General features: G+C 57.5%; 21 protein-coding genes. 9 read left to right on the forward strand and 12 right to left on the reverse strand.

Annotated elements, in window-relative coordinates:
* The 7 genes from dnaA (at position 1) to ACXKZD_RS00035 (ending at position 9,207) form a co-directional block, all read left to right on the forward strand.
* On the forward strand, positions 1–1,416 hold the full coding sequence (gene dnaA, locus ACXKZD_RS00005) for a chromosomal replication initiator protein DnaA (RefSeq protein WP_031591042.1): 1,416 nt from the start codon (positions 1–3) through the stop codon (positions 1,414–1,416).
* 4 nt (positions 1,417–1,420) lie between these two features.
* A complete protein-coding gene (gene dnaN / locus ACXKZD_RS00010) occupies positions 1,421–2,521 on the forward strand; it encodes a DNA polymerase III subunit beta (RefSeq protein ID WP_010258930.1) in 1,101 nt (366 codons plus the stop codon).
* Between the two features lie 217 nt (positions 2,522–2,738).
* Entirely contained in the window at positions 2,739–3,824 is a 1,086-nt protein-coding gene (gene recF / locus ACXKZD_RS00015) for a DNA replication/repair protein RecF (protein WP_010258927.1), read from the forward strand.
* An 18-nt stretch (positions 3,825–3,842) separates the two neighbouring features.
* Positions 3,843–6,251: a DNA topoisomerase (ATP-hydrolyzing) subunit B gene (gene gyrB / locus ACXKZD_RS00020; protein ID WP_050679970.1), complete on the forward strand. Its 2,409-nt coding sequence runs from the start codon at positions 3,843–3,845 to the stop codon at positions 6,249–6,251.
* 192 nt (positions 6,252–6,443) lie between these two features.
* Complete coding sequence (locus ACXKZD_RS00025; protein ID WP_010258925.1) at positions 6,444–6,923, forward strand: NanQ anomerase/TabA/YiaL family protein; 480 nt, start codon at positions 6,444–6,446, stop codon at positions 6,921–6,923.
* A gap of 99 nt (positions 6,924–7,022) precedes the next feature.
* Entirely contained in the window at positions 7,023–7,832 is an 810-nt protein-coding gene (gene yidA, locus ACXKZD_RS00030) for a sugar-phosphatase (RefSeq protein WP_022624808.1), read from the forward strand.
* Between the two features lie 115 nt (positions 7,833–7,947).
* Complete coding sequence (locus tag ACXKZD_RS00035) at positions 7,948–9,207, forward strand: YidR family protein (protein ID WP_060681480.1); 1,260 nt, start codon at positions 7,948–7,950, stop codon at positions 9,205–9,207.
* Here ACXKZD_RS00035 and ACXKZD_RS00040 read toward each other — a convergent pair.
* Positions 9,182–9,550 carry a YceK/YidQ family lipoprotein gene (locus ACXKZD_RS00040; RefSeq protein ID WP_223564587.1) on the reverse strand — a complete coding sequence of 123 codons (369 nt, stop codon included), beginning with the start codon at positions 9,548–9,550 and terminating at the stop codon, positions 9,182–9,184. The two genes, ACXKZD_RS00035 and ACXKZD_RS00040, sit on opposite strands and share 26 nt — an antisense overlap.
* A gap of 290 nt (positions 9,551–9,840) precedes the next feature.
* Between ACXKZD_RS00040 and ibpA the strand changes: the two genes are divergently transcribed.
* Positions 9,841–10,257 carry a small heat shock chaperone IbpA gene (ibpA, locus tag ACXKZD_RS00045; protein ID WP_010258920.1) on the forward strand — a complete coding sequence of 139 codons (417 nt, stop codon included), beginning with the start codon at positions 9,841–9,843 and terminating at the stop codon, positions 10,255–10,257.
* A gap of 62 nt (positions 10,258–10,319) precedes the next feature.
* On the opposite strand, the gene ACXKZD_RS00050 is transcribed toward ibpA, so the two are convergent.
* From ACXKZD_RS00050 to ACXKZD_RS00075, 6 genes are read right to left on the reverse strand one after another with little or no spacing between them, the layout of a single operon-like run.
* Positions 10,320–11,231 (reverse strand): EamA family transporter, encoded by a 912-nt coding sequence (locus tag ACXKZD_RS00050; protein ID WP_060681401.1) that lies wholly within the window; start codon positions 11,229–11,231, stop codon positions 10,320–10,322.
* A gap of 21 nt (positions 11,232–11,252) precedes the next feature.
* Complete coding sequence (locus ACXKZD_RS00055; protein WP_346557371.1) at positions 11,253–11,753, reverse strand: YbaK/EbsC family protein; 501 nt, start codon at positions 11,751–11,753, stop codon at positions 11,253–11,255.
* A 29-nt stretch (positions 11,754–11,782) separates the two neighbouring features.
* Complete coding sequence (locus ACXKZD_RS00060; RefSeq protein ID WP_179257258.1) at positions 11,783–12,583, reverse strand: 2OG-Fe(II)-dependent halogenase WelO5 family protein; 801 nt, start codon at positions 12,581–12,583, stop codon at positions 11,783–11,785.
* Positions 12,584–12,588: 5 nt separating this feature from the next.
* Positions 12,589–13,296 carry a class II glutamine amidotransferase gene (locus ACXKZD_RS00065; protein WP_022624802.1) on the reverse strand — a complete coding sequence of 236 codons (708 nt, stop codon included), beginning with the start codon at positions 13,294–13,296 and terminating at the stop codon, positions 12,589–12,591.
* Positions 13,284–14,558, reverse strand: coding sequence for an ATP-grasp domain-containing protein (locus ACXKZD_RS00070; protein ID WP_010671607.1), 1,275 nt, complete (start codon positions 14,556–14,558; stop codon positions 13,284–13,286). The genes ACXKZD_RS00065 and ACXKZD_RS00070 overlap by 13 nt, the downstream gene beginning before the upstream one ends.
* Positions 14,559–14,575: 17 nt before the next feature.
* Positions 14,576–16,042: a hypothetical protein gene (locus ACXKZD_RS00075; protein ID WP_033759346.1), complete on the reverse strand. Its 1,467-nt coding sequence runs from the start codon at positions 16,040–16,042 to the stop codon at positions 14,576–14,578.
* A gap of 167 nt (positions 16,043–16,209) precedes the next feature.
* Between ACXKZD_RS00075 and ACXKZD_RS00080 the strand changes: the two genes are divergently transcribed.
* Entirely contained in the window at positions 16,210–17,661 is a 1,452-nt protein-coding gene (locus tag ACXKZD_RS00080; RefSeq protein ID WP_010258912.1) for an aminotransferase-like domain-containing protein, read from the forward strand.
* Here ACXKZD_RS00080 and ACXKZD_RS00085 read toward each other — a convergent pair.
* From ACXKZD_RS00085 to ACXKZD_RS00105, 5 genes are all read right to left on the reverse strand, one after another.
* On the reverse strand, positions 17,658–18,908 hold the full coding sequence (locus ACXKZD_RS00085) for a valine--pyruvate transaminase (RefSeq protein WP_010671604.1): 1,251 nt from the start codon (positions 18,906–18,908) through the stop codon (positions 17,658–17,660). The genes ACXKZD_RS00080 and ACXKZD_RS00085 overlap by 4 nt on opposite strands.
* 81 nt (positions 18,909–18,989) lie before the next feature.
* Complete coding sequence (gene ghrB, locus ACXKZD_RS00090) at positions 18,990–19,964, reverse strand: glyoxylate/hydroxypyruvate reductase GhrB (protein ID WP_010671603.1); 975 nt, start codon at positions 19,962–19,964, stop codon at positions 18,990–18,992.
* 74 nt (positions 19,965–20,038) lie between these two features.
* Positions 20,039–21,319, reverse strand: coding sequence for an MFS transporter (locus tag ACXKZD_RS00095; RefSeq protein ID WP_488981801.1), 1,281 nt, complete (start codon positions 21,317–21,319; stop codon positions 20,039–20,041).
* A gap of 32 nt (positions 21,320–21,351) precedes the next feature.
* The gene (locus ACXKZD_RS00100) at positions 21,352–22,317 is read right to left on the reverse strand and encodes a sugar kinase (protein WP_010671602.1); all 966 of its coding nucleotides are present in this window, start codon (positions 22,315–22,317) and stop codon (positions 21,352–21,354) included.
* Between the two features lie 9 nt (positions 22,318–22,326).
* Positions 22,327–23,076, reverse strand: a complete 750-nt coding sequence (locus ACXKZD_RS00105) for a hypothetical protein (protein WP_033759343.1) — start codon at positions 23,074–23,076, stop codon at positions 22,327–22,329.
* Positions 23,077–23,130: the final 54 nt, after the last annotated feature.

Genomic DNA, 23,130 nt, shown 5'->3' on the forward strand with positions numbered 1-23,130 from the left:
GTGTCACTTACGCTTTGGCAACAGTGTCTTGCCCGTTTGCAGGATGAGCTTCCTGCCACCGAATTCAGCATGTGGATCCGTCCACTACAGGCTGAGTTAAACGACAATACGCTTGCCTTGTATGCTCCAAATCGCTTCGTACTCGACTGGGTTCGGGACAAATACCTTAATAGTATCAATGCACTGCTGAATGAATTCTGCGGTCCAAACGTGCCCGCCCTGCGTTTTGAAGTGGGAACGCGCCCGGTTCAGCAGCAGGCGGCAGCGGTCAGCCAGCCCGTAATGGCCAGCGTCAGCGCGCCCGTGATGCCCGTACAGAGCCATATTCGTCCGGCCCCGACGCAGATTATGCGTCCCAGCTGGGATAATGTCCCGGCTCCGGCCGACGTCACCTATCGCTCAAATGTGAACAACCGTCATAACTTCGATAACTTCGTCGAGGGTAAATCTAACCAGCTGGCGCGCGCGGCGGCACGTCAGGTGGCGGATAATCCAGGCGGCGCTTACAACCCGCTTTTTCTGTATGGCGGCACCGGTCTCGGTAAAACGCACCTGTTGCATGCGGTGGGCAACGGCATCATTGCCCGAAAACCCAATGCAAAAGTGGTTTATATGCACTCCGAGCGCTTCGTGCAGGACATGGTTAAAGCACTACAGAACAATGCGATTGAAGAGTTCAAACGCTACTACCGTTCGGTAGATGCGCTGCTGATCGATGACATTCAGTTCTTTGCTAATAAAGAGCGATCGCAGGAAGAGTTCTTCCACACCTTTAATGCCTTATTAGAGGGCAATCAGCAGATCATCCTCACCTCGGATCGCTATCCAAAAGAGATCAACGGGGTGGAAGATCGTCTTAAATCACGTTTCGGCTGGGGTTTAACGGTGGCGATCGAGCCGCCTGAGCTGGAAACGCGTGTGGCGATCCTGATGAAAAAAGCGGATGAGAACGACATCCGTCTGCCTGGTGAAGTCGCCTTCTTTATTGCCAAGCGGTTACGCTCTAACGTGCGTGAGCTGGAAGGCGCGCTGAATCGCGTGATCGCCAATGCCAACTTTACTGGCCGGGCGATTACCATCGACTTCGTGCGCGAAGCGCTGCGCGATCTGCTGGCGCTGCAGGAAAAGCTGGTCACCATCGATAATATTCAGAAGACCGTGGCTGAGTACTACAAAATTAAGGTGGCGGATCTGCTTTCCAAGCGCCGTTCGCGCTCGGTGGCACGTCCGCGCCAGATGGCGATGGCGATGGCGAAAGAGTTAACCAACCATAGCTTGCCAGAAATTGGCGATGCTTTTGGGGGTCGCGACCATACAACGGTGCTTCATGCCTGCCGCAAGATTGAGCAGCTGCGTGAAGAGAGCCACGATATCAAAGAAGATTTCTCTAATCTCATCAGAACATTATCTTCCTGACGCTATGAAATTTATTGTTGAACGTGAGCAGCTGCTGAAGCCGCTGCAACAAGTAAGTGGCCCCCTGGGTGGTCGTCCGACGCTGCCGATCCTTGGAAACCTGCTGCTGCAGGTAACTGAAGGTTCGCTGTTGCTGACCGGTACCGATCTGGAAATGGAGATGGTCGCACGCGTGGCGCTGACTCAGGCACATGAGCCTGGATCCACCACCGTTCCGGCGCGTAAATTCCTCGATATCTGCCGCGGATTGCCGGATGGCGCAGAAATTACTCTGGCACTGGAAGGCGATCGCATGCTGGTGCGCTCTGGCCGCAGCCGTTTTTCGCTGTCGACCCTGCCCGCCAGTGACTTCCCCAATCTTGACGACTGGCAGAGTGAAGTTGAATTTACCCTGCCGCAGGCGACTCTGAAACGGCTGATAGAAGCGACCCAGTTTTCGATGGCGCATCAGGATGTGCGTTACTACCTCAACGGCATGATGTTTGAAACCGAAGGGGAAGAGCTGCGCACCGTGGCCACTGACGGTCACCGTCTGGCCGTCTGCTCCATGCCGATTGGTCAGGCGCTGCCGAGTCATTCGGTGATTGTGCCGCGTAAAGGCGTGATTGAACTGCTGCGTCTGCTGGATGGCGGCGATACTCCGCTGCAGGTTCAGATTGGCGGCAGCAATATCCGTGCGCATGTCGGCGACTACATCTTTACCTCTAAGCTGGTTGATGGCCGTTTCCCCGATTATCGTCGCGTATTGCCGAAGAATCCTGACAAAGCGCTGGAAGCGGGCTGCGATCTGCTCAAACAGGCATTTGCCCGCGCCGCTATCCTCTCTAACGAGAAGTTCCGCGGTGTTCGCCTCTATATCACCGAAAATCAGCTGAAGATCACCGCCAATAACCCTGAACAGGAAGAAGCGGAAGAGATGCTGGATGTCAGCTATAACGGCACGGAACTGGAGATTGGCTTCAACGTCAGTTACGTGCTGGATGTGCTGAACGCGCTGAAGTGCGAAAACGTCCGTCTGCTGCTGACCGACTCGGTGTCGAGCGTGCAGATTGAGGATGTGGCGAGCCCGGCAGCGGCCTATGTCGTCATGCCCATGCGCTTGTAGAATATATCGGCCTGGCTTACTTGCCATTCTGATTCCGGGCAGTGCTCGCCCCTGGTCACATACTTCAGTATGCTCCCAGGGCCTGCGCGCTGGCCGGAACCAGACTGGCGGCGACGCCGACGGCCTGGTGACTGAGGTATCGGGCAAACCTGCTTTGCCGTTGACGCCCTGAATCGCCAGGCCCAAAACTTTATTGCCCTTCACGCTGGACTGATTCATGGCTTTAACCCGCCTTCTTATCAAAGATTTTCGTAATATTGAGCAGGCTGACCTGCAGCTGGCACCCGGCTTTAATTTCCTGGTCGGCGCCAACGGCAGTGGTAAAACCAGCGTTTTAGAAGCGATTCATACTCTGGGGCATGGCCGTTCGTTTCGCAGCCTGCAGGCGGGACGCGTGATTCGTCACGACGAGGCGGCGTTTGTGCTGCATGGGCGTCTGGAAAACAAAGAGCGGGAAATTTCAGTCGGGCTGACCAAAAACCGTGCCGGTGACAGCAAAGTGCGCATTGATGGCAGCGATGGTCACAAGGTCGCGGAGCTGGCGCAGCTGTTGCCGATGCAGTTAATCACCCCTGAAGGCTTTAGTTTGCTGAATGGCGGCCCCAAATATCGCAGAGCCTATGTCGACTGGGGCTGCTTTCATAACACCCCCGGCTTTTTTAACGCCTGGAACAACATGCGCCGCCTGCTTAAACAGCGGAACGCGGCGCTGCGCCAGGTCTCACGTTACAGCCAGATTCGTCCCTGGGATCAGGAGCTGGTTCCGCTGGCTGAACAGATCAGCCAGTGGCGGGCGGAATACAGTGCGGCGATTTCCGCGGAAATCACCGCCACCTGTGGCCAGTTTCTGCCGGAATTTGAGCTGCGCTTCTCATTCCAGCGTGGCTGGGACAAAGAGAGCGACTACGCCGAACTGCTGGAACGTAACTTCGAGCGCGATCGCGCACTGACCTATACCGCCAGCGGCCCCCATAAAGCGGATTTTCGTATTCGGGCTGAAGGGACGCCGGTAGAAGATTTACTCTCACGCGGGCAGTTAAAACTGCTGATGTGTGCATTGCGTCTGGCACAGGGCGAGTTCCTGACAAGCCAGAGCGGACGCCGCTGTATTTACCTCATTGATGACTTTGCTTCTGAGCTGGATGAGAGCCGCCGACGCCTGTTGGCGGAACGGTTAAAAGCCACTCAGGCTCAGGTGTTTGTCAGCGCAATTTCTGCCGGACATGTAATCGACATGACCGACGAAAAGGGCAAGATGTTCCGCGTGGAACAGGGTAAAATAGCGGTTCAACCTGAAGATTAAAATGAGCGAGAAACGTTGATGTCGAATTCTTATGACTCCTCAAGTATTAAAGTCCTGAAAGGACTTGATGCGGTACGCAAACGCCCGGGCATGTATATCGGCGATACCGATGACGGTACCGGTCTGCATCACATGGTATTCGAGGTCGTGGATAACGCAATCGACGAAGCGCTCGCTGGTCACTGTAGTGACATTGTGGTCACCATCCATGCCGATAACTCCGTATCGGTGCAGGATGATGGACGCGGCATTCCTACCGGTATTCACGAAGAAGAGGGCATCTCTGCCGCTGAAGTGATCATGACCGTGCTGCATGCTGGCGGTAAGTTCGATGATAACTCCTATAAAGTCTCCGGCGGCCTGCACGGCGTGGGCGTCTCCGTGGTTAACGCCCTGTCGCAGAAGCTGGAGCTGACCATCCGTCGCGAAGGCAAAGTGCATCAGCAGATTTACGTCCATGGCGTACCGCAGGCACCACTGGCGGTGACGGGTGAGACCGACATTACCGGGACCCGTGTGCGTTTCTGGCCAAGCCACGAAACCTTTACCAACGTGCGCGATTTTGAGTATGACATCCTGGCGAAACGCCTGCGTGAACTCTCATTCCTGAACTCCGGCGTGTCGATTCGTCTGGATGATAAGCGTGATGGTAAAAGCGATCACTTCCACTATGAAGGCGGTATCCGGGCGTTTGTTGAGTACCTCAACAAAAACAAAACCCCGATTCACCCTACCGTGTTCTATTTCTCTACCGAGAAAGATGGCATTGGTGTGGAAGTGGCGCTGCAGTGGAACGACGGCTTCCAGGAAAATATCTACTGCTTTACCAACAACATCCCACAGCGCGACGGCGGTACACACCTCGCCGGTTTCCGTTCAGCGATGACCCGTACCCTGAATGCCTATATGGAAAAAGAGGGTTACAGCAAGAAGGCTAAAGTAAGCGCCACCGGTGATGATGCCCGTGAAGGTCTGATCGCTGTGGTTTCGGTGAAAGTGCCGGATCCTAAATTCTCCTCGCAGACCAAAGATAAACTGGTCTCCTCCGAGGTGAAAACAGCGGTTGAGCAGCAGATGAATGAACTGCTGGCTGAATACCTGCTGGAAAACCCATCAGACGCCAAAATTGTAGTCGGCAAAATCATCGACGCTGCCCGTGCCCGTGAAGCGGCACGCCGCGCCCGTGAAATGACCCGCCGTAAAGGCGCGCTGGACCTGGCGGGTCTGCCAGGCAAACTGGCGGATTGCCAGGAGCGCGACCCGGCGCTGTCTGAAATCTACCTGGTGGAGGGTGACTCCGCAGGCGGCTCGGCCAAACAGGGCCGTAACCGTAAAAACCAGGCGATTCTGCCGCTGAAAGGTAAGATTCTTAACGTTGAGAAAGCGCGTTTCGACAAGATGCTCGCCTCCCAGGAAGTGGCCACGCTGATCACCGCGCTGGGCTGCGGTATTGGTCGCGACGAGTACAACCCGGACAAGCTGCGCTATCACAGCATCATCATCATGACCGATGCCGACGTCGATGGTTCGCACATCCGTACCCTGCTGCTGACCTTCTTCTATCGTCAGATGCCTGAAATCATTGAGCGCGGCCACGTTTATATCGCCCAGCCGCCACTCTACAAAGTGAAGAAAGGCAAGCAGGAGCAGTACATCAAAGATGATGAAGCGATGGATCAATACCAGATCGCTATCGCGCTTGATGGCGCGACGCTGCACACCAATGCCAGCGCGCCGGCGCTGGGCGGTGAGCCGCTGGAGACGCTGGTCACTGACTTCAACAGCACCCAGAAGATGATCAAGCGTATGGAGCGCCGTTATCCGATGGCCATGCTGCGTGCGATGATTTATCACGACACGCTGAGCGACCTGAGCAATGAAGCGGAGGTTACAACCTGGCTGAATGGTCTGGTGAGCTATCTGACTGAACGCGAAGCGCATGGCAGCACCTATCTGGCACAGGTGCGTGAAAACCGCGAATCAAACCTGTTCGAGCCGGTACTGCGCGTCCGTACCCACGGTGTAGATACTGACTATCCGCTGGATGCTGATTTCATTCAGGGTCCTGAGTACCGCAAAATCTGCGCTCTGGGCAGCAAACTGCGTGGTCTGCTGGAAGAGGATGCTTACATCGAGCGTGGCGAGCGTCGTCAGCCAGTGGCAAGCTTCGAACAGGCGATTGAGTGGCTGATTAAAGAGTCGCGTCGCGGCCTCTCGGTCCAGCGCTACAAAGGTCTGGGCGAGATGAACCCGGAGCAGCTGTGGGAAACCACCATGGATCCAGACAGCCGTCGTATGCTGCGCGTTACCATTAAAGATGCGATTGGCGCTGATCAGCTGTTCACTACCCTGATGGGCGATGCGGTTGAACCGCGCCGCGCCTTCATCGAAGAAAATGCGCTGAAAGCCGCCAATATCGATATTTAACCGGCATCAGAGATGAAAGGCCATCACCCATGTGATGGCCTTTTTTTTGTGCCGTCCGGGCGGAAAACCCGCCAGGAGGCGCCTTCCTGCCCGCATGATGCGATCCCGATCACGTTTTAACCCGGTCAGCTCCCTTACTCTTGCCCCTCTTTGCGCATTTACCGCGCACTATTCCACACAGGGAGTAACACCATGATTGTTTGCGATCGTCACGACTGGGACAGAGAACGTCACGCCTTTCATCCGGTAGTCGATCAGGCGATAAGCTGGATTGCCAGCACAGATTTCAGCCAGCTGGAAACCGGCAAATATGAGATCCTGCCCGACAACAAAATGTTCTGTCTGGTGCAGGAGATGATGACCGAACCGGCCAGCGCGCGTAAAGCGGAGTCCCACTTCAACTACATCGATATTCAGTATCTGCTGGCAGGCACCGAAAATATTGGCGTGGCCCGCGCCCATCCCGACCAGCACATCACCGAAGATTTTGCCCAGCAGCGAGACGTCGTTTTTTATCAGAAGATATTGAATGAGTCTGTGATTACGCTGATGCCCGGCATGTTCGCGCTCTTTTTCCCGCACGATATCCATCGTCCCTGCTGCGCCCCTGGCGAACCCGCAACAATCCGAAAAGCCGTGATTAAAATCCACCGCGATCTCTTTACCGCCTGAACCTGGTGGTCAGTTGGCCGTTCTCGCCTGCCATGAAACTGGTCAATGTGCGCTGAATCGCGCTAGCATTGAACAAAACCCAGACGCTACGAGGACTCTATGGCTATTAAATTGATCGCTATCGACATGGATGGCACCCTGCTCAACCCGCAACATGAGATCACACCGGCGGTGAAATCCGCCCTGGATCGCGCCCGTCAGCAAGGGGTGTCGATTGTTCTGACCACCGGCCGGCCGTTTGTGGGTATCCAGCGCTATCTCATGGAACTGGATATGCAGACGCCCGGCCAGTACGCGATCAGCAACAACGGTGCGCTGGTTCATCAGGCCGAAGATGGTGAGTGCGTGGCGGAAGTGACGCTGACCTTTGACGACTACCTCTACATTGAGAACCTGGCGCGTGAGCTTGGCGTACATTTCCAGGCATTCGACAAAACCCATCTCTATACCCCTAACAAAGACATCAGCGAATACACCATCCATGAAGCGAGCCTGACCGGCATTCCGGTGCGCTACCGCGCGGTGGAGGAGATGGATCGTGCCATGCGCTTCCCGAAACTGATGATGATCGACCGGCCTGCCCTGCTAGACGCGGCGATTGCCCGCCTGCCCGGGCATGCTCAGCATACCTACACCATCCTGAAGAGCGCGCCTTATTACCTCGAAATCCTCGATCGTCGGGTGAATAAAGGCCAGGGCGTCAAAATGCTGGCTGAGAAGCTCGGCCTGAAGCAGGAAGAAGTGATGGCGATTGGCGATCAGGAGAATGACCTGGCGATGATCGAATACGCAGGAACGGGTGTCGCAATGGGGAATGCCATTGACTCTGTTAAGAAAATTGCTCAGTTCATCACCAAAACCAATATGGAAGATGGCGTCGCGCATGCCATCGAAGAGTTAGTGCTGTAACGGCCTGTTCTCTGCCGGGCCGCTTCGGCCCGGATCCCCTAACCCGGCAAAAATGCTGCACCGCAAAACAGAATCGCGTAATTTGTCGGGCAACTCTTTCTCCGTGGGTTTCATCATGTCAGAAAAACAGATCACCTTTGCTGCCCGTCAGCATCAGCTCACCAATATTAATGTCTGGACTGCCGACAGCCAGTGGCTGGCGTTTGACGTTCGTCCATCGGGCGCATCGTTTACCAGTCAGACCATTGAGCGGGTCAATGTGATGACCGGTGAGGTGGAGGTGCTCTATCAGGCCCGGCATGGTGCCCATGTCGGCGTCGTGACGGTCAGTCCCGACCTGCCACCGCGCTACGTCTGCATTCATGGCCCGGAACATCCCGATGCCAGCTGGCAGTATGACTTCCACCACCGGCGCGGGGTGATCGTTCAGAACGGTGCGGCGGTGAATCTGGATGCCTGCGATATCACGCCACCGTTTACTCCTGGCGCGCTGCGTGGCGGCTCGCATGTACATGTCTTCAGTCCCGATGGTGCTCGCCTGAGCTTTACCTACAATGACCACGTGATGCACGAACTGGATAGCCGGCTCGATCTGCGCAACGTCGGCATCGCGGTGCCCCTTTGCGCTGTAACGCCCGAAAAGCAGCATCCGCGCGAATATGACGGCACCTTTTTTTGCCTGCTGGTAAGCCAGACGCATGCGGAACCGCTGCCAGGCAGTGACCAGATTAATCGTGCCTGTGAGGAGTGCTGGGTCGGTGAGCGTGGCTACCAGAAGCCGGACGGCAGCTGGCAGCGCTGGGCGATCGCCTTTATTGGCGACACGCTGACGGCGCAGGGCGAAAAACGGCCTGAAGTTTTTATTGTTGATCTGCCTGATGCGCTGGAGGATTACGCTCGCGCCGGAGAGATGCCGCTGGAGGGCAGCAGCCAGCAGTTACCTGCACCACCGGCTGGCGTGCAGCAGCGTCGCCTGACGCACAGCCGTGGTGTGGCTCTGCAACCTCGCCACTGGCTGCGCGCCGCACCGGATGGCAGCCAGATAGCGTTTCTGATGGCGGATGCCGCAGAGGTGATCCAGCTCTGGACGGTCTCCCCCAACGGCGGCGAACCGCGTCAGATCACCCGACTCAGCCACAGCATTCAGTCCGCCTTTAGCTGGCATCCTGACGGCCAGGCGATCGCTTTTGTCTGCGATAACAGCGTGATGCGATGTGACGTTGAGAGCGGCGCGTGTCAGCGTCTGACCCGCAGAACGGAAGAGGCGCCATCAGGTGACGCGGTGGTCTGGTCACCTGATGGTACACAGATTGCTTATATGCGTGAGGTGAATGGCTGGCGGCAACTCTTTACGGTTGCGGCAGTGACCGCATAGGAGGCATAGGCTGCGCCTGCGCCAGGCTTTCCTGCGTATGCGCCAGCCTTTCGCTCTGCAGGATGCGTTCACGTGGAGAGTCGAGAGATTTATCTTTGTCGCTGCGGTAGTAGTCCCACGGCAGCAGCAGCGTATCCAGCACGGCAGAGAAAGGAAGATCGATTAACGCCAGCGGCTTCAGCGCCCAGCTGGTATCACCATCGGACAGCATATCAGCGCTGGCACGGGTGCCTGGATAGTAGCCCTGACTCGCACCTGTGTGAGACATCACGCTGGAACAGCCGGTTGTTGCCATTGCGCAGCACACCACTCCAGCCAGAGGTAAGGTCTTCATCAATTTCATCATCATCATCCCTTCAGTCATGGCATAAGCCTGGCTGAGTTTGCTTGCCAGACAACGTCAACACTCTGGGGCGAAGTCCGTTTGGGTCTGGCAAATGTAGTCCTGAGTGTATGTCATTTCCTCAAATTGGCGAAAAAAATTGCATTTCGCCCTCTTGAAAATGGTCTTGTGGCACCCATTTTTAGTTTACGGACGCACTCACCGTTGCCGCAAGGGACAGTGGGGTGCCGTATCCAGCCTGTCCAGTAGTGGAAGGTTGCCAAAACTTGCTGAAATTCAGGAGTCTTAATATGCGTAATTTTGATCTCACCCCACTTTATCGCTCTGCAATCGGTTTTGATCGCCTGTTTAACCTGCTCGAATCTAATCAGAATCAGAGCAATGGCGGCTATCCTCCCTATAACGTTGAACTGGTCGATGAAAATCACTATCGCATTACTATTGCGGTGGCCGGTTTTGCTCAGAGCGAACTGGATATCACGGCGCACGATAACGTGCTGATCGTGCGGGGTGCCCATCCTGAAGAGCAGACCGAGCGTAAATACCTGTATCAGGGTATCGCCGAGCGTAACTTCGAGCGTAAATTCCAGCTCGCCGACCACATTGTGGTGCGCGATGCCCGTCTCGAGAATGGTCTGCTGAGCATCGATCTTGAACGACTGGTGCCGGAAGAGGCGAAACCACGCCGTATTGAGATTCTGAAGTAACCATGACAAACGCCGCATTAGCGGCGTTTTTTTTGCCCTTATGTCTGAAGGCGGACTTGTCCTTACGGCTGCGTTCGCATCGCTAAACGCTGACCCAGCACGCCACCAAACACATTGACCAGTAACCCCAGAATAATCACCACCGCACCCAGCATCTGCTGCCCGGAGAGATGCTCATCCAGCACCAGCGCGGCGGTAATAATCCCCACCACCGGCACCAGCAGCGACAGCGGCGCGACGCGCCAGGTTTCGTAGCGACTCAGCAGATTCCCCCAGATGGCGTAACCCACAATGGTGGCGACAAATGCCAGATAGAACAGCGCCAGCACGGTCTGCAGGCCGATATGCAGCAGGCTGTTAACGATGGCGGCCTGACCATCAAACAGCAGCGAACAGGCAAAGAAAGGAACGATCGGCACCAGCGCACTCCAGACCACCAGTGACATGATCGGCACGCTGCGGTTCCGCATAATAATCTTATTGGTGATATTACCCAGTCCCCATGAGAGCGCCGCCGACAGCGTCAGCATCATGGTGGTCAGCGTGATACCGGCGCTGGTCTGCCCTTCCATGCCTGCCGTTGCCAGCAAAAATATCCCCAGCGTAGCGATGATAATCCCGACGATATGATTCCAGCGCAGCTTCTCCGCCAGCAACAACGCGCCCAGCAACAGGGTAAAGAATGCCTGCGCCTGCAGCACCAGCGAGGCCAGACCGGCAGGCATGCCGAGCTTGATCGCCAGGAACAGAAAGGCGAACTGGCCAAAACTGATGGTCATGCCATACACCACCAGCCAGCGCAGCGGAATCGGCGGGCGACGCACAAAGAAAATGGCGGGAAAGGCGACCAGGGTAAAACGCAGCCCGGCGAGCAAAAAAGGCGGCATACCCTGCAGCCCCAGCTTGATCACCACAAAATTGACGCCCCACGCCACCACCACGCACAGCGCTAACAGCATATCTTTTACCGACATCAGAAACTCCTTGTCCTGCCGTCAGGCGGTGACCGCAATCGGGGTCGCGATATCGGCACAGCAGCCTTCACCCACGATGCGAAAATAATCATCTGCAGCCAGCGCGATCGACTTCTCCAGCTCGCCCGCGTTAAACCATAACGTTCCGACCTGTTGCAGCCGGGTATCCACCCGCAGCGCCAGCCGGTCATCAAAACTAAACGGCGGTACCGCGCCCATCACACAGCCCGTCAGCGCCTGCGCCAGCTCCGGAGCGGCGAAAGAGGATTTTTTGCCGCCGATGGCGCGCGCCGCACTTTTGAAATTGATCCGGCAGTCGCCCGGCACTATCGCCAGCAGCTGACGCGATGGCGCACCGTCCGGCATGCTGACCTCCAGCACCATCGCTTTGGCCGCCTGACCCAGCAGGTTACCGCGTATCTGGCTGATCTGTTCGGTCTGCCCTATCGCCTCATGTTCCACCACGCGGTAGCTGGCCTGCTGCTGATCCAGCAGCGCAGTAATTTTTTCAAACGTCGTCATTCCCTTCTCCTGTTCTGGCACAGCCCGGCTTAGCTCCAGGCGATAGCGTGTTTCATTTTTTTATCGGTCAGCCCGAAAAAGAAACCCATGGTGATACGGGTATCGCCTTCGACCCGATCGATCTCATGATAAAACGCAGGATTAAACAGATAGATATCGCCACTGCGTGGTGAAAATTCGCAGATCTCACTGTTTTCAATCACCCCACTGCGATAACCCAGCTCCCCGGCAGTTTTGAACTGCTCATCCTCTGGCGACCACTTTTTGTTGTAGATACGCAGTGCTCCGCCCGCGTTGCACTCCTGCAGGCAGACCACGCAGCTGAGCTGATGCAGGATTTGCGTCACCACCAGCGAAGTCTCTGCGGCGTCGCGCACGATATTGTCGTTATGCAGCGGGTTCGCGACGCCATTGGCATGAAAGCGCACGATAGAACCGGCATAGTCTCCACAACCCGGTTCGTGGGCGATGCGTAAACTTTCCAGCCGCAGCGCATGCTGAACCCAGCGGTAAATCTGTTCGCGCAGCGTATTCAGTGAGGGCGGCAACGCCGGCTGGATATCGCGCAGCTCGGTAAAATAGTTATCGGGAGCCGCAGTATGACGCGCCAGATAGTGGCCGAGCGTGGTCAGCGCGCCATTGGGATAGTGGGAGACACGGATCTTTTCCCGGCAGCTCTGCAGGTCGGTCACCACCGCTTCCCGCACCTCTGGCGTCAGGAAATTACGCAACACCAGCAGCGGCACCCGTGCGGTAACGATGTCATCCAGCCAGGTCGATTCCACAAACATGTTGGGATTAATCACGCGGAACTGATTGAAAATTGCCATGTTTATCACTCCCTAAACGGTATTTCATAGAGTTCATGATTGTTCATTCGCCGCCAGTTGCCAGCGCTGCCTGGTATTGCCACGGGTTCAGAGGCGATCAGCGTGCAACCATCCTGTTGCTGAAAATGCATCGTAAAATAGTCGGGCCAGGGCGTGTCGTGCGGATACCACTGCCACGCCCAGGCTTTGTCACGGGTGACGAAAATGGCATTCCCTGCGCTGCCGCCCGGCTCTACCTGCGCCATCTTTGCGCGCAGATAGTCGCGGGTGAAATCGGCAGGCGTGGTCTGATCTACCAGATAACGCAGATACTCTTCTGAATCGAAGCGCGATTCGGCCAGACCGAGCTGACGGTAAATCGTCGGCAGAAAGCCGTTATGCATCATGTACCACTGATGTCCGGCGCTGTTGCGCCACAGCGGATGAGAAAACGCCAGTCCCTGATTTTTACTCAGCGTGGCGTGCCGCACATGCACCGCCAGAAACCGGCTGCGCAGGCGATCCACATCGATACCCGGCAGCGCTTCTGCGAACGCGCCGGTGCCGTGCAGGGTACGAATCTCGCCCTCTTCGAGCCACAGACAGCCCCAGCCGTTAGGGTGTGATTTGATCGGGCCATCGTGTTCGGCGCTTTCACCGCAGCTCATGGCGCGCGCCGCCTCCAGAATTTCTGCGCTGTCGAACCGGCCATGCGCCAGAATCATCCTGCACATACTTTATCTCTCCCGGCCGCCACCGGCTGCGCGGCAATCACCTGCTGAAAAGTGGTCATAATCGGCTCACGCGCTGTGGCCGTCAGGCTGAAAGTGGCCAGAATGCCCGCGTGACGCGTCAGGTCGGCATAGAGCGATGAGCGTGACGAAACCTGTAACGCAGGCAATCTGAGTGGCGGTAACAACGCGCCCTGCTGATGCTGATCGATCCAGCGTTCGGCAGCCTGCAGCTGCGCCGGTTGCCGCAACCGCAGCTGGCCGACCGCACCGGGTGTGGTGAAGGCAAAGACAGGTAACGCGCCGCCCGCTTCTAACCGGAAGGTGACTTCCGCCCAGTTGATGCCAGTCGCCTCCTGCACCAGCGTCGCCACGCCCATGCCGGAGAGCCGGAACCCCATCTCCAGGAAATGTGGCACGCCGTTGACCACAATAAAATCGATATGAAATGCACCCTGACGGTAGCCAAAGGTTTCGCAACAGAATGTCATCAGGCTGCTGAACGAGACCGGCAGGGCCGCTGCCGCCATCGCCACATGCCCCGACTCATAAAAGCTGACGCAGCCCTCAGCATCCCGGTGCTGCTCAATCACCTTCTGGCAGCAGGTCAGCGCCTGGGGATGTCCCTGATGCACCACGCCCTGCAACGAAAACTCATCGCCGATCAGCGCGCTTTCCACAATAAAGCCGCTGAAGCCGCGTCCGCCGTAGTTCATGGTCTGCACCAGCTGTTTCACTACGCTATGCAGCTGATCGGCATGCTCAATCAGCCAGATACCCAGGCCGCCGCCGCCATCCACCGGTTTTACGACGCAGGGATAGATCAGCGCCTGTCCGGCATCCAGAATGCTGAGCGGCGAGGCGAAAAAGCGGAACTCCGGCTGCGGGAAGCGCGGCCAGGCTTTTTTCAGCGCCATACGCTGCGCATATTTATCCAGCGGAATAAAGGCGGCGGGCGCATCCGGCCCGGCCAGCATCTCGCGCAGTCGTCCGGCGCTGGCGTTGTAGGCTTCAAAGCCCGCCAGCACCACCAGCGGATGCGCCAGTAAACCGGCGTGCAGATAGGCCTGCATCACCTCCCAGGGATTCTCGGGGCGATCGAGGCGAATGATCAGATCAAACGGCAGAGCCAGGCTTAACGACTGGTAATCGACGAAATCACCCATTTCAGCCAGCACGGTAAAATAGCCGTCGCGCTTCGCCACCGCGCAGTAAGGATTTTGCCCGTCGCGGGTGGCGCCAATTTGCAGAAAAATCTTTTTCATCGCCTCGCCTTACCGGGTTAACGCCCGGAAATGATTTCTGTCACGATGTCATTCAGTACACCGTTATTGACCTGAATCACCGCTTTGTGGGGATCAAAACGCAGCACGCGCGACAGCGGATCGGCGCTTTTGCCCTCCAGCAGCGAACTGACCGGCTTGCTCTGCCAGCAGTGCCGCATCTGCGTCAGCGTCATGCCGGAGAGCCGGGTTAACTGCTGTGCCAGCGCGCCATCCTCACTGCGTTGCTCAAGCAGGTCGCGGATGGCCGCCTCATCCAGCGTAATCTGCTGCTGCATCAGCCAGTGTCCGAGCTGCTCTCCCTGCGCCAGGAACGGGGAGTAGATCATGCAGATCAGCTGATCTTCGCTGAGGTCAAACGCCTGTATGGCGAAGTCCGCCGCGCGCTGCCGCTGCTGCTGGATCGCGGCGTCATCCTGATAGCGCGCCGCCATCTCATCGATTAGCGCGGGCGGAAAATCTTTCTTCACCATCAGTCCCAGCGCAAAGCGCACATATTCGCGGATCCCTTCGGCATAGTGGCGCTGCAGCAGCGTTTCTGCCCGCAATCCGCGCAGGTGTGCCATCAGCGTCGGATTACCGCAGTCGGATTCGGAGAAGCTGAACATCAGCGCATCAAAACGGAAGCGCATAAATTCGCTGAGCAGTGCCCAGTGCGCGCCCGCTTCATAGGCGGTGTCCTGATAGATGTTGAAGAACAGTGGATTGCGCGCCAGCTGGTGGGTGATGCGGTGCGCAGGCGTCAGCTGATCGGCGCCATAAACATCGCTGAAGTAGCGCTCTGCCACACCATCCAGCGTCTGCAGAAACCCGCTGAAGCCCCGGGTTTTGTCCGCCACCGGCGCATCAAACAGCCGTGAGAGGTGCCGCGCCCAGGCGACATAGGCGGCCTGCTCCTGTGGCGAGTCGCCGGTAACAATCAGATCCACGCCACCGTTGTAGTCTGCCGCCAGGCCAAAGGAGTTCACCATGCTGAGATTACAGGCGTTGCAGAAGGTCGAGCGCGCGTCGGCGCGAAACCGGTGGCCATTCATCAGCACGTCATTGCGGTTCTGCTGCCGCACGCTGCCCGGCATCGGCAGGTCGCGGTCAAATGGCCGGATAAGCAGGCCATCCACCACCAGACACTCCACCCGCTCATCGTCATGCATCGCCAGCGACTGATAAACGCGGTGAATATTCTCCATTACGCTCTGATTCATCGCCGCATGGCGATTGGTGCTGATCCGCAGATGAAAGGTGCTGCCCTGCTGCTGCCAGATCAGTCCCTGAATGTAACGCACGTAAGCCACCATGTAGCTGCTGTCTTTTCCCCCGCCATAGGCGAGCAGCACACGGTTATTCTCCAGCTGCTGCTGATCCGGCAACGCTGCCAGCAGGCGAAGAGAGCAGCGCTGAGCGGACTCAATGATGGCGGGTGACAGATACGCTTCCATCTCCTTCATCATGGCGGGCAGATTATTCATTTCTCACGTTTTCCTCAGGTGAACAGAATCACTTTATGGTCTGAAGCCCGGGGCTGACGGGGTCGCCGGGCCGTTTAGCGTTATGAATAATTAAGAGATGCAGCCTAAAGTACTTTGAATGTACTCTGTTGAATATGCACAGATCAGCGCGATATGGAGTGGAACAGATGGCCGATATTATCGGGGAACAGGAGAGTCAGAGCAGTCGTTACCGCCAGATCGCAGAACAGATCAAGCAGGCCATTCATGCCGGTTCGCTGGCACCTGACAGCCGTCTGCCGTCGGTGCGCACGCTGGCGACGCAGTACAATGTCAGCCTTACCACCGCCCTGAAGACACTGCGCACGCTGGAAGATGAGCGCTACGCCGTTGCCCGCCCCAAATCGGGCTTTTTTGTTGCCCCGCAGCGGCCCTCTTCGCGTCAGCTGCCCGCCGTCAGTGAACAGCCGCGCGCCATCGCGCCGCTTGATGAGCAGACAGAGCTCCATCTGGCGATGCTTGGCTCAGACTGCCGGGTGCGTCTCGATCTGGCCAACGGCGACAGTGCGCTCTATCCGGTCAAGCGCATCGGCCTGCTGATGCGTCAGATGGGCTACAGCAAACCGGCCCTGCTCGGGAATACGGTGAAGGGCACCGGCTATGCGCCGCTGAAAACAGAGATTGCCCGCCGGGCAGTGGGTTACGGCTGCAATATCAGCGCTGACGATATTCTGATCACCAACGGCTGCATTGAGGCGATCTCGCTGTCGCTGCGCGCCACGACCCAGCCGGGCGATGTGGTCGCCGTGGAATCACCCTGCTATTTCGTGCTGCTGCAGATGCTGCATAACCTCAATTTACGGGTGATTGAAGTGGAAGCCGGGCCGGAAGGGTATGTCGATGTCGCGAAGCTCACCGGGCTGTTTCAGCGCAAGGCGGTGCGGGTCTTTCTCACTCTGTGCAACGTCAACAATCCGCTGGGAAAAAGCATTCCCAACGAGCATAAGGCCTATATTGCGCGGCAGGCGGATGAAAACGACGTGGTGATTATTGAGGATGATATTTTTGGCGATACTGCCTTTGGTGAACGCCGCCCTTTCCCGATGCGCGCCTTCAGCCCCAACGCCATTCTCTGCAGCGGCTTCTCTAAAACCGTGGCGCCAGGCATTCGTATCGGCTGGGTTCACAGCGTCAACTACATGCGCAAAATCGCCTCACTGAAATATACCTCAACCATGGGCACCTCGGTGCTGTCGCAGGCGGCGGTAGCGGAACTGCTGCGCAGCGGCGGCTATGATGCTCATCTGCGTAAGCTGCGGCGTGAGCTGGCACGACAAATCCGTGAAATGCGCCAGTCGGTGTTACGGGAATTTCCGGCGGGGACCCGGGTGTCCGATCCGGAAGGAGGCTATGTGCTGTGGGTTGAGATGCCCCGACAGGCGCTGAACGTGCGCGAGCTGTTTCTGAAAGCGCGCAACGCGGGCATCGGCATTGCGCCGGGCCACATTTTTGCCACCGACCAGCGCTACGATCACTGTTTCCGGCTGAATGCCGGTTTTGGCTGGAATGCAGAGGTGGAACAGGCGATTCAGCAGCTGGCACAGTGGTGCCAGCTGTCGTTAACCGATACGCAGGATTAGCTGTCGCGCCAGGCGTTCTCAACCTCTTCCGCCAGAATCTGCACCGCCCGCTCAATGTTCTCTGCATCCGGCACGTAATTCATCCGCATACATTGATGGGTGTGCGGCCACGCCTGTTCCAGTCCCGGGAAGAAGAAGTGGCCCGGCACCATCAGCACGCCGCGCGCTTTCAGCCGCTGATAAAGCAATTCGGTGGTGATCGGCAGATCGCGGAACCAGAGCCAGAGGAAAATCGCCCCTTCCGGCTTGTGGATCAGGCAGCGGTCTTCCGGCAGATAGCGCCGCAGGATCGCAATGGTCTGCTGCACCTTCTGCTGATAGAACGGCTTAATCACCTCTTCGGAGAGCCGTAACAGATCGCCGCGACGGATCATCTCATTGGCAATGGCCGGACCGATACTGCCGGGTGCCAGACTGATGATGCCGTTCATATTGCTCAGCGCGGTGATAGTCTTCTCGTCAGCGATAATGATGCCGCAACGCGCACCCGGCAGGCCGAGCTTCGACAGACTCATGCAGAGAATGATGTTGGGGTTCCACAGCGGGCGCACCTCGCTGAAAATGATGCCGGGGAACGGCACGCCATAGGCATTGTCGATCAGCAGCGGCACGTCATGCTGCTGTGCCAGCGCATCGAGCTGCATCAGTTCATCATCGGTGATCACGTTGCCGGTGGGGTTGGTCGGGCGCGATACGCAGATCAGCCCGACCTCTTCATTCATCGGCAGATGCTCAAAATCGACATGATATTTAAACTGGCCTTCCGGCAGCAGCTCAATGTTCGGCTTCGCCGACACAAACAGCCCCTCTTCCAGGCCGGCATCCGCATAGCCCAGATACTCAGGCGCCAGCGGGAACAGCACCCGCTTTTTGCTGCCATCGGCCCGACGACCGGCGAACAGATTGAACAGATAGAAGAAGGCGCTCTGGCTGCCGTTAGTCAGCGCAATGTTCTGTGCGGTGATGGGCCAGCCAAGCTGATCGCTCAGCAGTCCGGCCAGCGACGCCAGCAGCGTCGCTTTTCCGCGCGGGCCGTCGTAATTGCACAGCGCCTCGCTGAGTTTGCCTTCCTCATGCATCTGCTGCAGCAGTTGCTGAAAGTAGTCGTTCATGGCCGGGATCTGCGCCGGATTACCGCCGCCCAGCATGATGGTGCCGGGCGTTCGCAGGCCCGCGCCCATATCTTCCATCAGACGTGAGATCCCGGAATGTTGGGTAAATTTGTCGCCGAACTGAGAAAAAGACATAGCGGTTAAATATTTGTGATAGCGAATCGGGGGTCCACCATAACGCCCGCCATGGGCGGGCGCAATGGAAAGGCGAGGGGATTACTTCAGCGCCTGCGGGTTCACGCAGTTTTTCTCGACGCTTCCGCCGAGTGCAGCGAGGAGATTTTCTACCGCATCCTGCATCATGCCGTAGCGGGTTTCGTGGGTGGCAGAACCGATATGCGGCAGCGTCACCACATTGGGCAGCGACAGCAGCGGAGAGTCGGCAGAGACTGGCTCCTGCTCAAACACATCCAGCCCGGCGGCATGCAGTTTGCCCGCCTGCAACGCGGCGATCAGCGCATTTTCATCCACCACCGGCCCGCGACCGGCGTTGATCAGCACCGCATCCGGCTTCATCAGTTCAAGCTCGGCGGCACCGATCAGATGGTGCGTCTCTTCGGTCAGCGGCAAACTGATGCAGACGAAATCACTCTGCTTCAGCAGCGCCTCCCGTTCACAGCGCTGTGCGCCAAAGCGCGACTGCGCCTCTTCATGCTCGCGGCGGGCGTTGTAGAGGATTTTCATACCGAAGCCAAAGTGGGCGCGCTGTGCCAGCGCCATCCCGATACGTCCCATGCCGAGAATACCCAGCGTTTTATGATGCACGTCGATGCCGAACTGTGCCGGACCGATGCTCTTCTGCCAGTTGCCCGCTTTGACCCAGGCATCCAGTTCCGGTACCCGACGCGCGGTGCTCAGTACCAGCGCCATCATGGTGTCCGCCACGGTTTCGGTCAGCACGGTCGGCGTGTGCATCAGCACCACGTGACGCTGATTCAGCGCATCCACATCAAAATTGTCATAGCCTACAGAGACGCTGGAGCAGACGCGCAGATTGGGCATCTTCGCCAGCAGCTCACCATTCACTTTACCGCCCGATCCCAGCAGACCTTCTGCCTGTTGGAACGCCGCAGCATGTTCCTGCTGGCTTTCCGGCGAGAGATCGCTGATTTCCGTCACGTCACACTGTTCAGCCAGGCGAGCATAAAGATCGTCGGGCAGTTTTTTATAGAGAATTACAGCGGGTTTCATTCGGTGGCTCCCGGTCAATAAGTAGCGGGCGGCTTGCAGGCCGCCCGGAGAAATAGAGGCTAACGTTTACGCTTTCAGGCGGGTTTTGCACCCTGCAGCGGCGGCGCTTTGTTCTGCGCCGGTTTCACAATCAGCGTCAGCCACACCGAAACCAGCAGGGCCGATCCCATAAAGATGTAGGACGCGGACGGGCTGCCGGTGGCTCCATTAAGATAGCCGACAATCCATGAACCGATAAACGACCCCAGCGCACCCATACTGTTAATCAGCGCCATTGCGCCACCGGCGACATTGCGTGGCAGCATCTCAGGAATAATGGCGAAGAACGGTCCGTAAGGCGCATACATCGCGGCACCGGCAATCACTAACAGGGTGTAGGACATCCAGAAATTGTTCGATCCCACAAGATAAGAGCCCAGGAACGCCAGCGCGCCCACCAGCAGCAGCGGCCAGACGAACAGCTTACGGTTCTGAGTTTTATCCGACGCCCAGGAGACCACCACCATCGCAATGGTCGCCGCCAGATAAGGCACCGCAGAGAGCCAGCCCGCCTCTACCATACCCATCTGCGTGCCGTTACGCAGAATCGACGGCAGCCACAGCACAAAGCCATAGACGCCGATGCTCCAGGCAAAATATTGCAGGCAGAGAATGATCACGTTACGGTTGCGGAACGCTTCGCTGTAGTTGCGCACCGCTTTAATATTTTCCTGCTCTTTCTGCAGTTCAGCCTGCAATGCCGCTTTCTCGGCATCGCTCATCCAGCGCGCCTGCGCCGGCTTATCCTGCACCAGGAACCACCAGGCGATCGCCCAGACCACCGCCGGAATCCCTTCGAAGATAAACATCTCACGCCAGCCAAACGATTCGATCAGATAGCCTGACACGACCGACATCCACAACACCGTGACCGGATTACCCAGGATCAGGAAGGTATTGGCGCGTGAACGTTCCGACTTGGTAAACCAGTTGCTGATGTAGATCAGCATCGCGGGCATCACCGCGGCTTCCACCACGCCCAGAATAAAGCGAATGGCCGCCAGCATCGGAATGTTGCTGACCACGCCGGTCAGTGAGGCACAGCCGCCCCACAGGATCAGGCACCAGAAGATCAGTTTCTTGACGCTGCGGCGTTCGGCGTAAATTGCACCCGGGATCTGGAAAAAGAAGTAACCCAGGAAGAACAGCGCACCCAGCAGCGAGGACATGCCTTTGGTGATGCCGAGATCGTCATTAATCCCGGCAGCAGAAGCGAAGCTAAAATTTGCACGATCGAGATACGCCAGGCTGTAGGTGATAAACACGATGGGCATGATGAACCACCAGCGTGTTGGCGCGATTGTCTGCTTTTTCATCGGGAACTCCTGTGACTGTAGAGGGGCGCGAACTACACGTCGCCCAGTTGCTGACGCGTCGGCAGACCTTCGCTGTCACCAATGACCTGAATCGCCATCGAACCAATTTTGTTGCCGCGACGAATCGCCTGCGGCAGCGACTGACCTTCCAGCAGGGCGCTGATGACGCCAACGGCAAAGCCGTCTCCGGCGCCTACGGTATCCACCACGTTGTCGACTTTTATCGCCTCAACCTGGCCCTGCTCGCCCTGCGCCGTTTTATACCAGGCACCGTCACAACCGGTTTTAATCACGACCGCTTTCACGCCCTTATCGAGATAGAAATCCGCGATCGCTTCTGGCTGACGATAGCCGGTCAGAATCAGCCCCTCTTTTTCGCCCGGCAGTACCCAGTCGGCATACTCCGCCAGCAGATTGAGCTGCTTACGCATCTCCTCTTCGCTGCGCCACAGCACCGGCCGCAGGTTAGGATCAAACGAGATAGTTTTACCGCGCGCACGCATCTCTTTGGCGGTGTGCTTCAGCAGCTCCAGCGAACTCTCTGACAGCGCCGCTGCCACACCGCTCAGGTGCAGATGTCGCGCCGAACCAAAATAGTCCGCGTCAAAATCGTCGACCGACAGATGGCTGGCCGCCGAGCCCTTACGAAAATATTCCACCAGCGGATCAGAGCCGTCGTCGACTTTGGACTTGAGCTGAAAACCGGTGGGATAGCGCTTATCGACCGTCACCCGGGCGTGGTCGATACCCTCTTTTTCCAGCTGCTGGCAGATAAACCGGCCAAAAGCGTCATCGCCAATACGACTGACCCAGCCCACTTTCAGGCCAAGACGAGCCAGGCCGGTCGCCACATTGAGTTCAGCGCCCGCCGCGCGTTTAACAAAGGTCTCTGCTGCGGCCAGGTCGCCGGTTTCACGGGCGATGAACATCGCCATCGCTTCACCGATAGTGACAACATCAAGCGGACCGTTGTGATGCATAGTGTGATGCGTGGTCATCTTCACTCCTTACACGTTACGCAGCAGCGACACGTAGTGGCGTGTCACCGCCGTCAGATCGTCGCCTTCCAGCGGAAATTCAATACCGCGCGGTGCCTGTGCGGGCAACTGTTGCAGCAGTGTGCGCCAGTGGTCATCAGCCTCATCCAGCGCAATCGCGCGGTAGCTATCCTGGTGCGCCACGGCGGCTTTGACATGCACATAGCCCACCTGCGCAGCCAGCTGCTGCGCCGCCTGATCGGCATCCTCACCGGTCCAGCACCAGTTACCCATATCAAAGGTCATGCTGATCGGCAGATCCGCTTCCCTGACCGCCGTGAAAAAGGCGACTGACGGAGCCAGTCGGCCATGCTCAGTCTGGTCGTTTTCTACCGTCAGCTGAAATGGCAGATCCGCCAGCAGCGCCTGCAACGCTTCGCGAGGCAGCGCACCGGTGAACTCTCCCAGCGCCACTTTCAGCCGCTGAGCGTTTAACTGGCGTGCTTCTTCAACGTAGTGGGTTATACGGGGATTGATTTCGCCGCCGTCACAAAACAGCGTATCGGGCACCGAATAGCTGCTGTGCAGCTGATGCTGCGCCACCGCCCGGGCCAGTGCCGACAGATCGGCCAGTGCCGCGTCATCAAGCAGTTCGCGGCGGATTTCGACCCCGTCTGCGCCCGCCTGCTGGATAATCGGCAGCAGCGCACGCTGACCGCCGAGAGCGGCGATCTGTGCGTGGCCATATGCGGCGGTCACCACGATGATGTCAGGTTTCATGTTCTACTCCATGGCAGGGTTCTGCCCATAACGAATACAAAAACCCTAAATGGA

The sequence above is a fragment of the Pantoea sp. ABR1s genome, assembly GCF_057812235.1.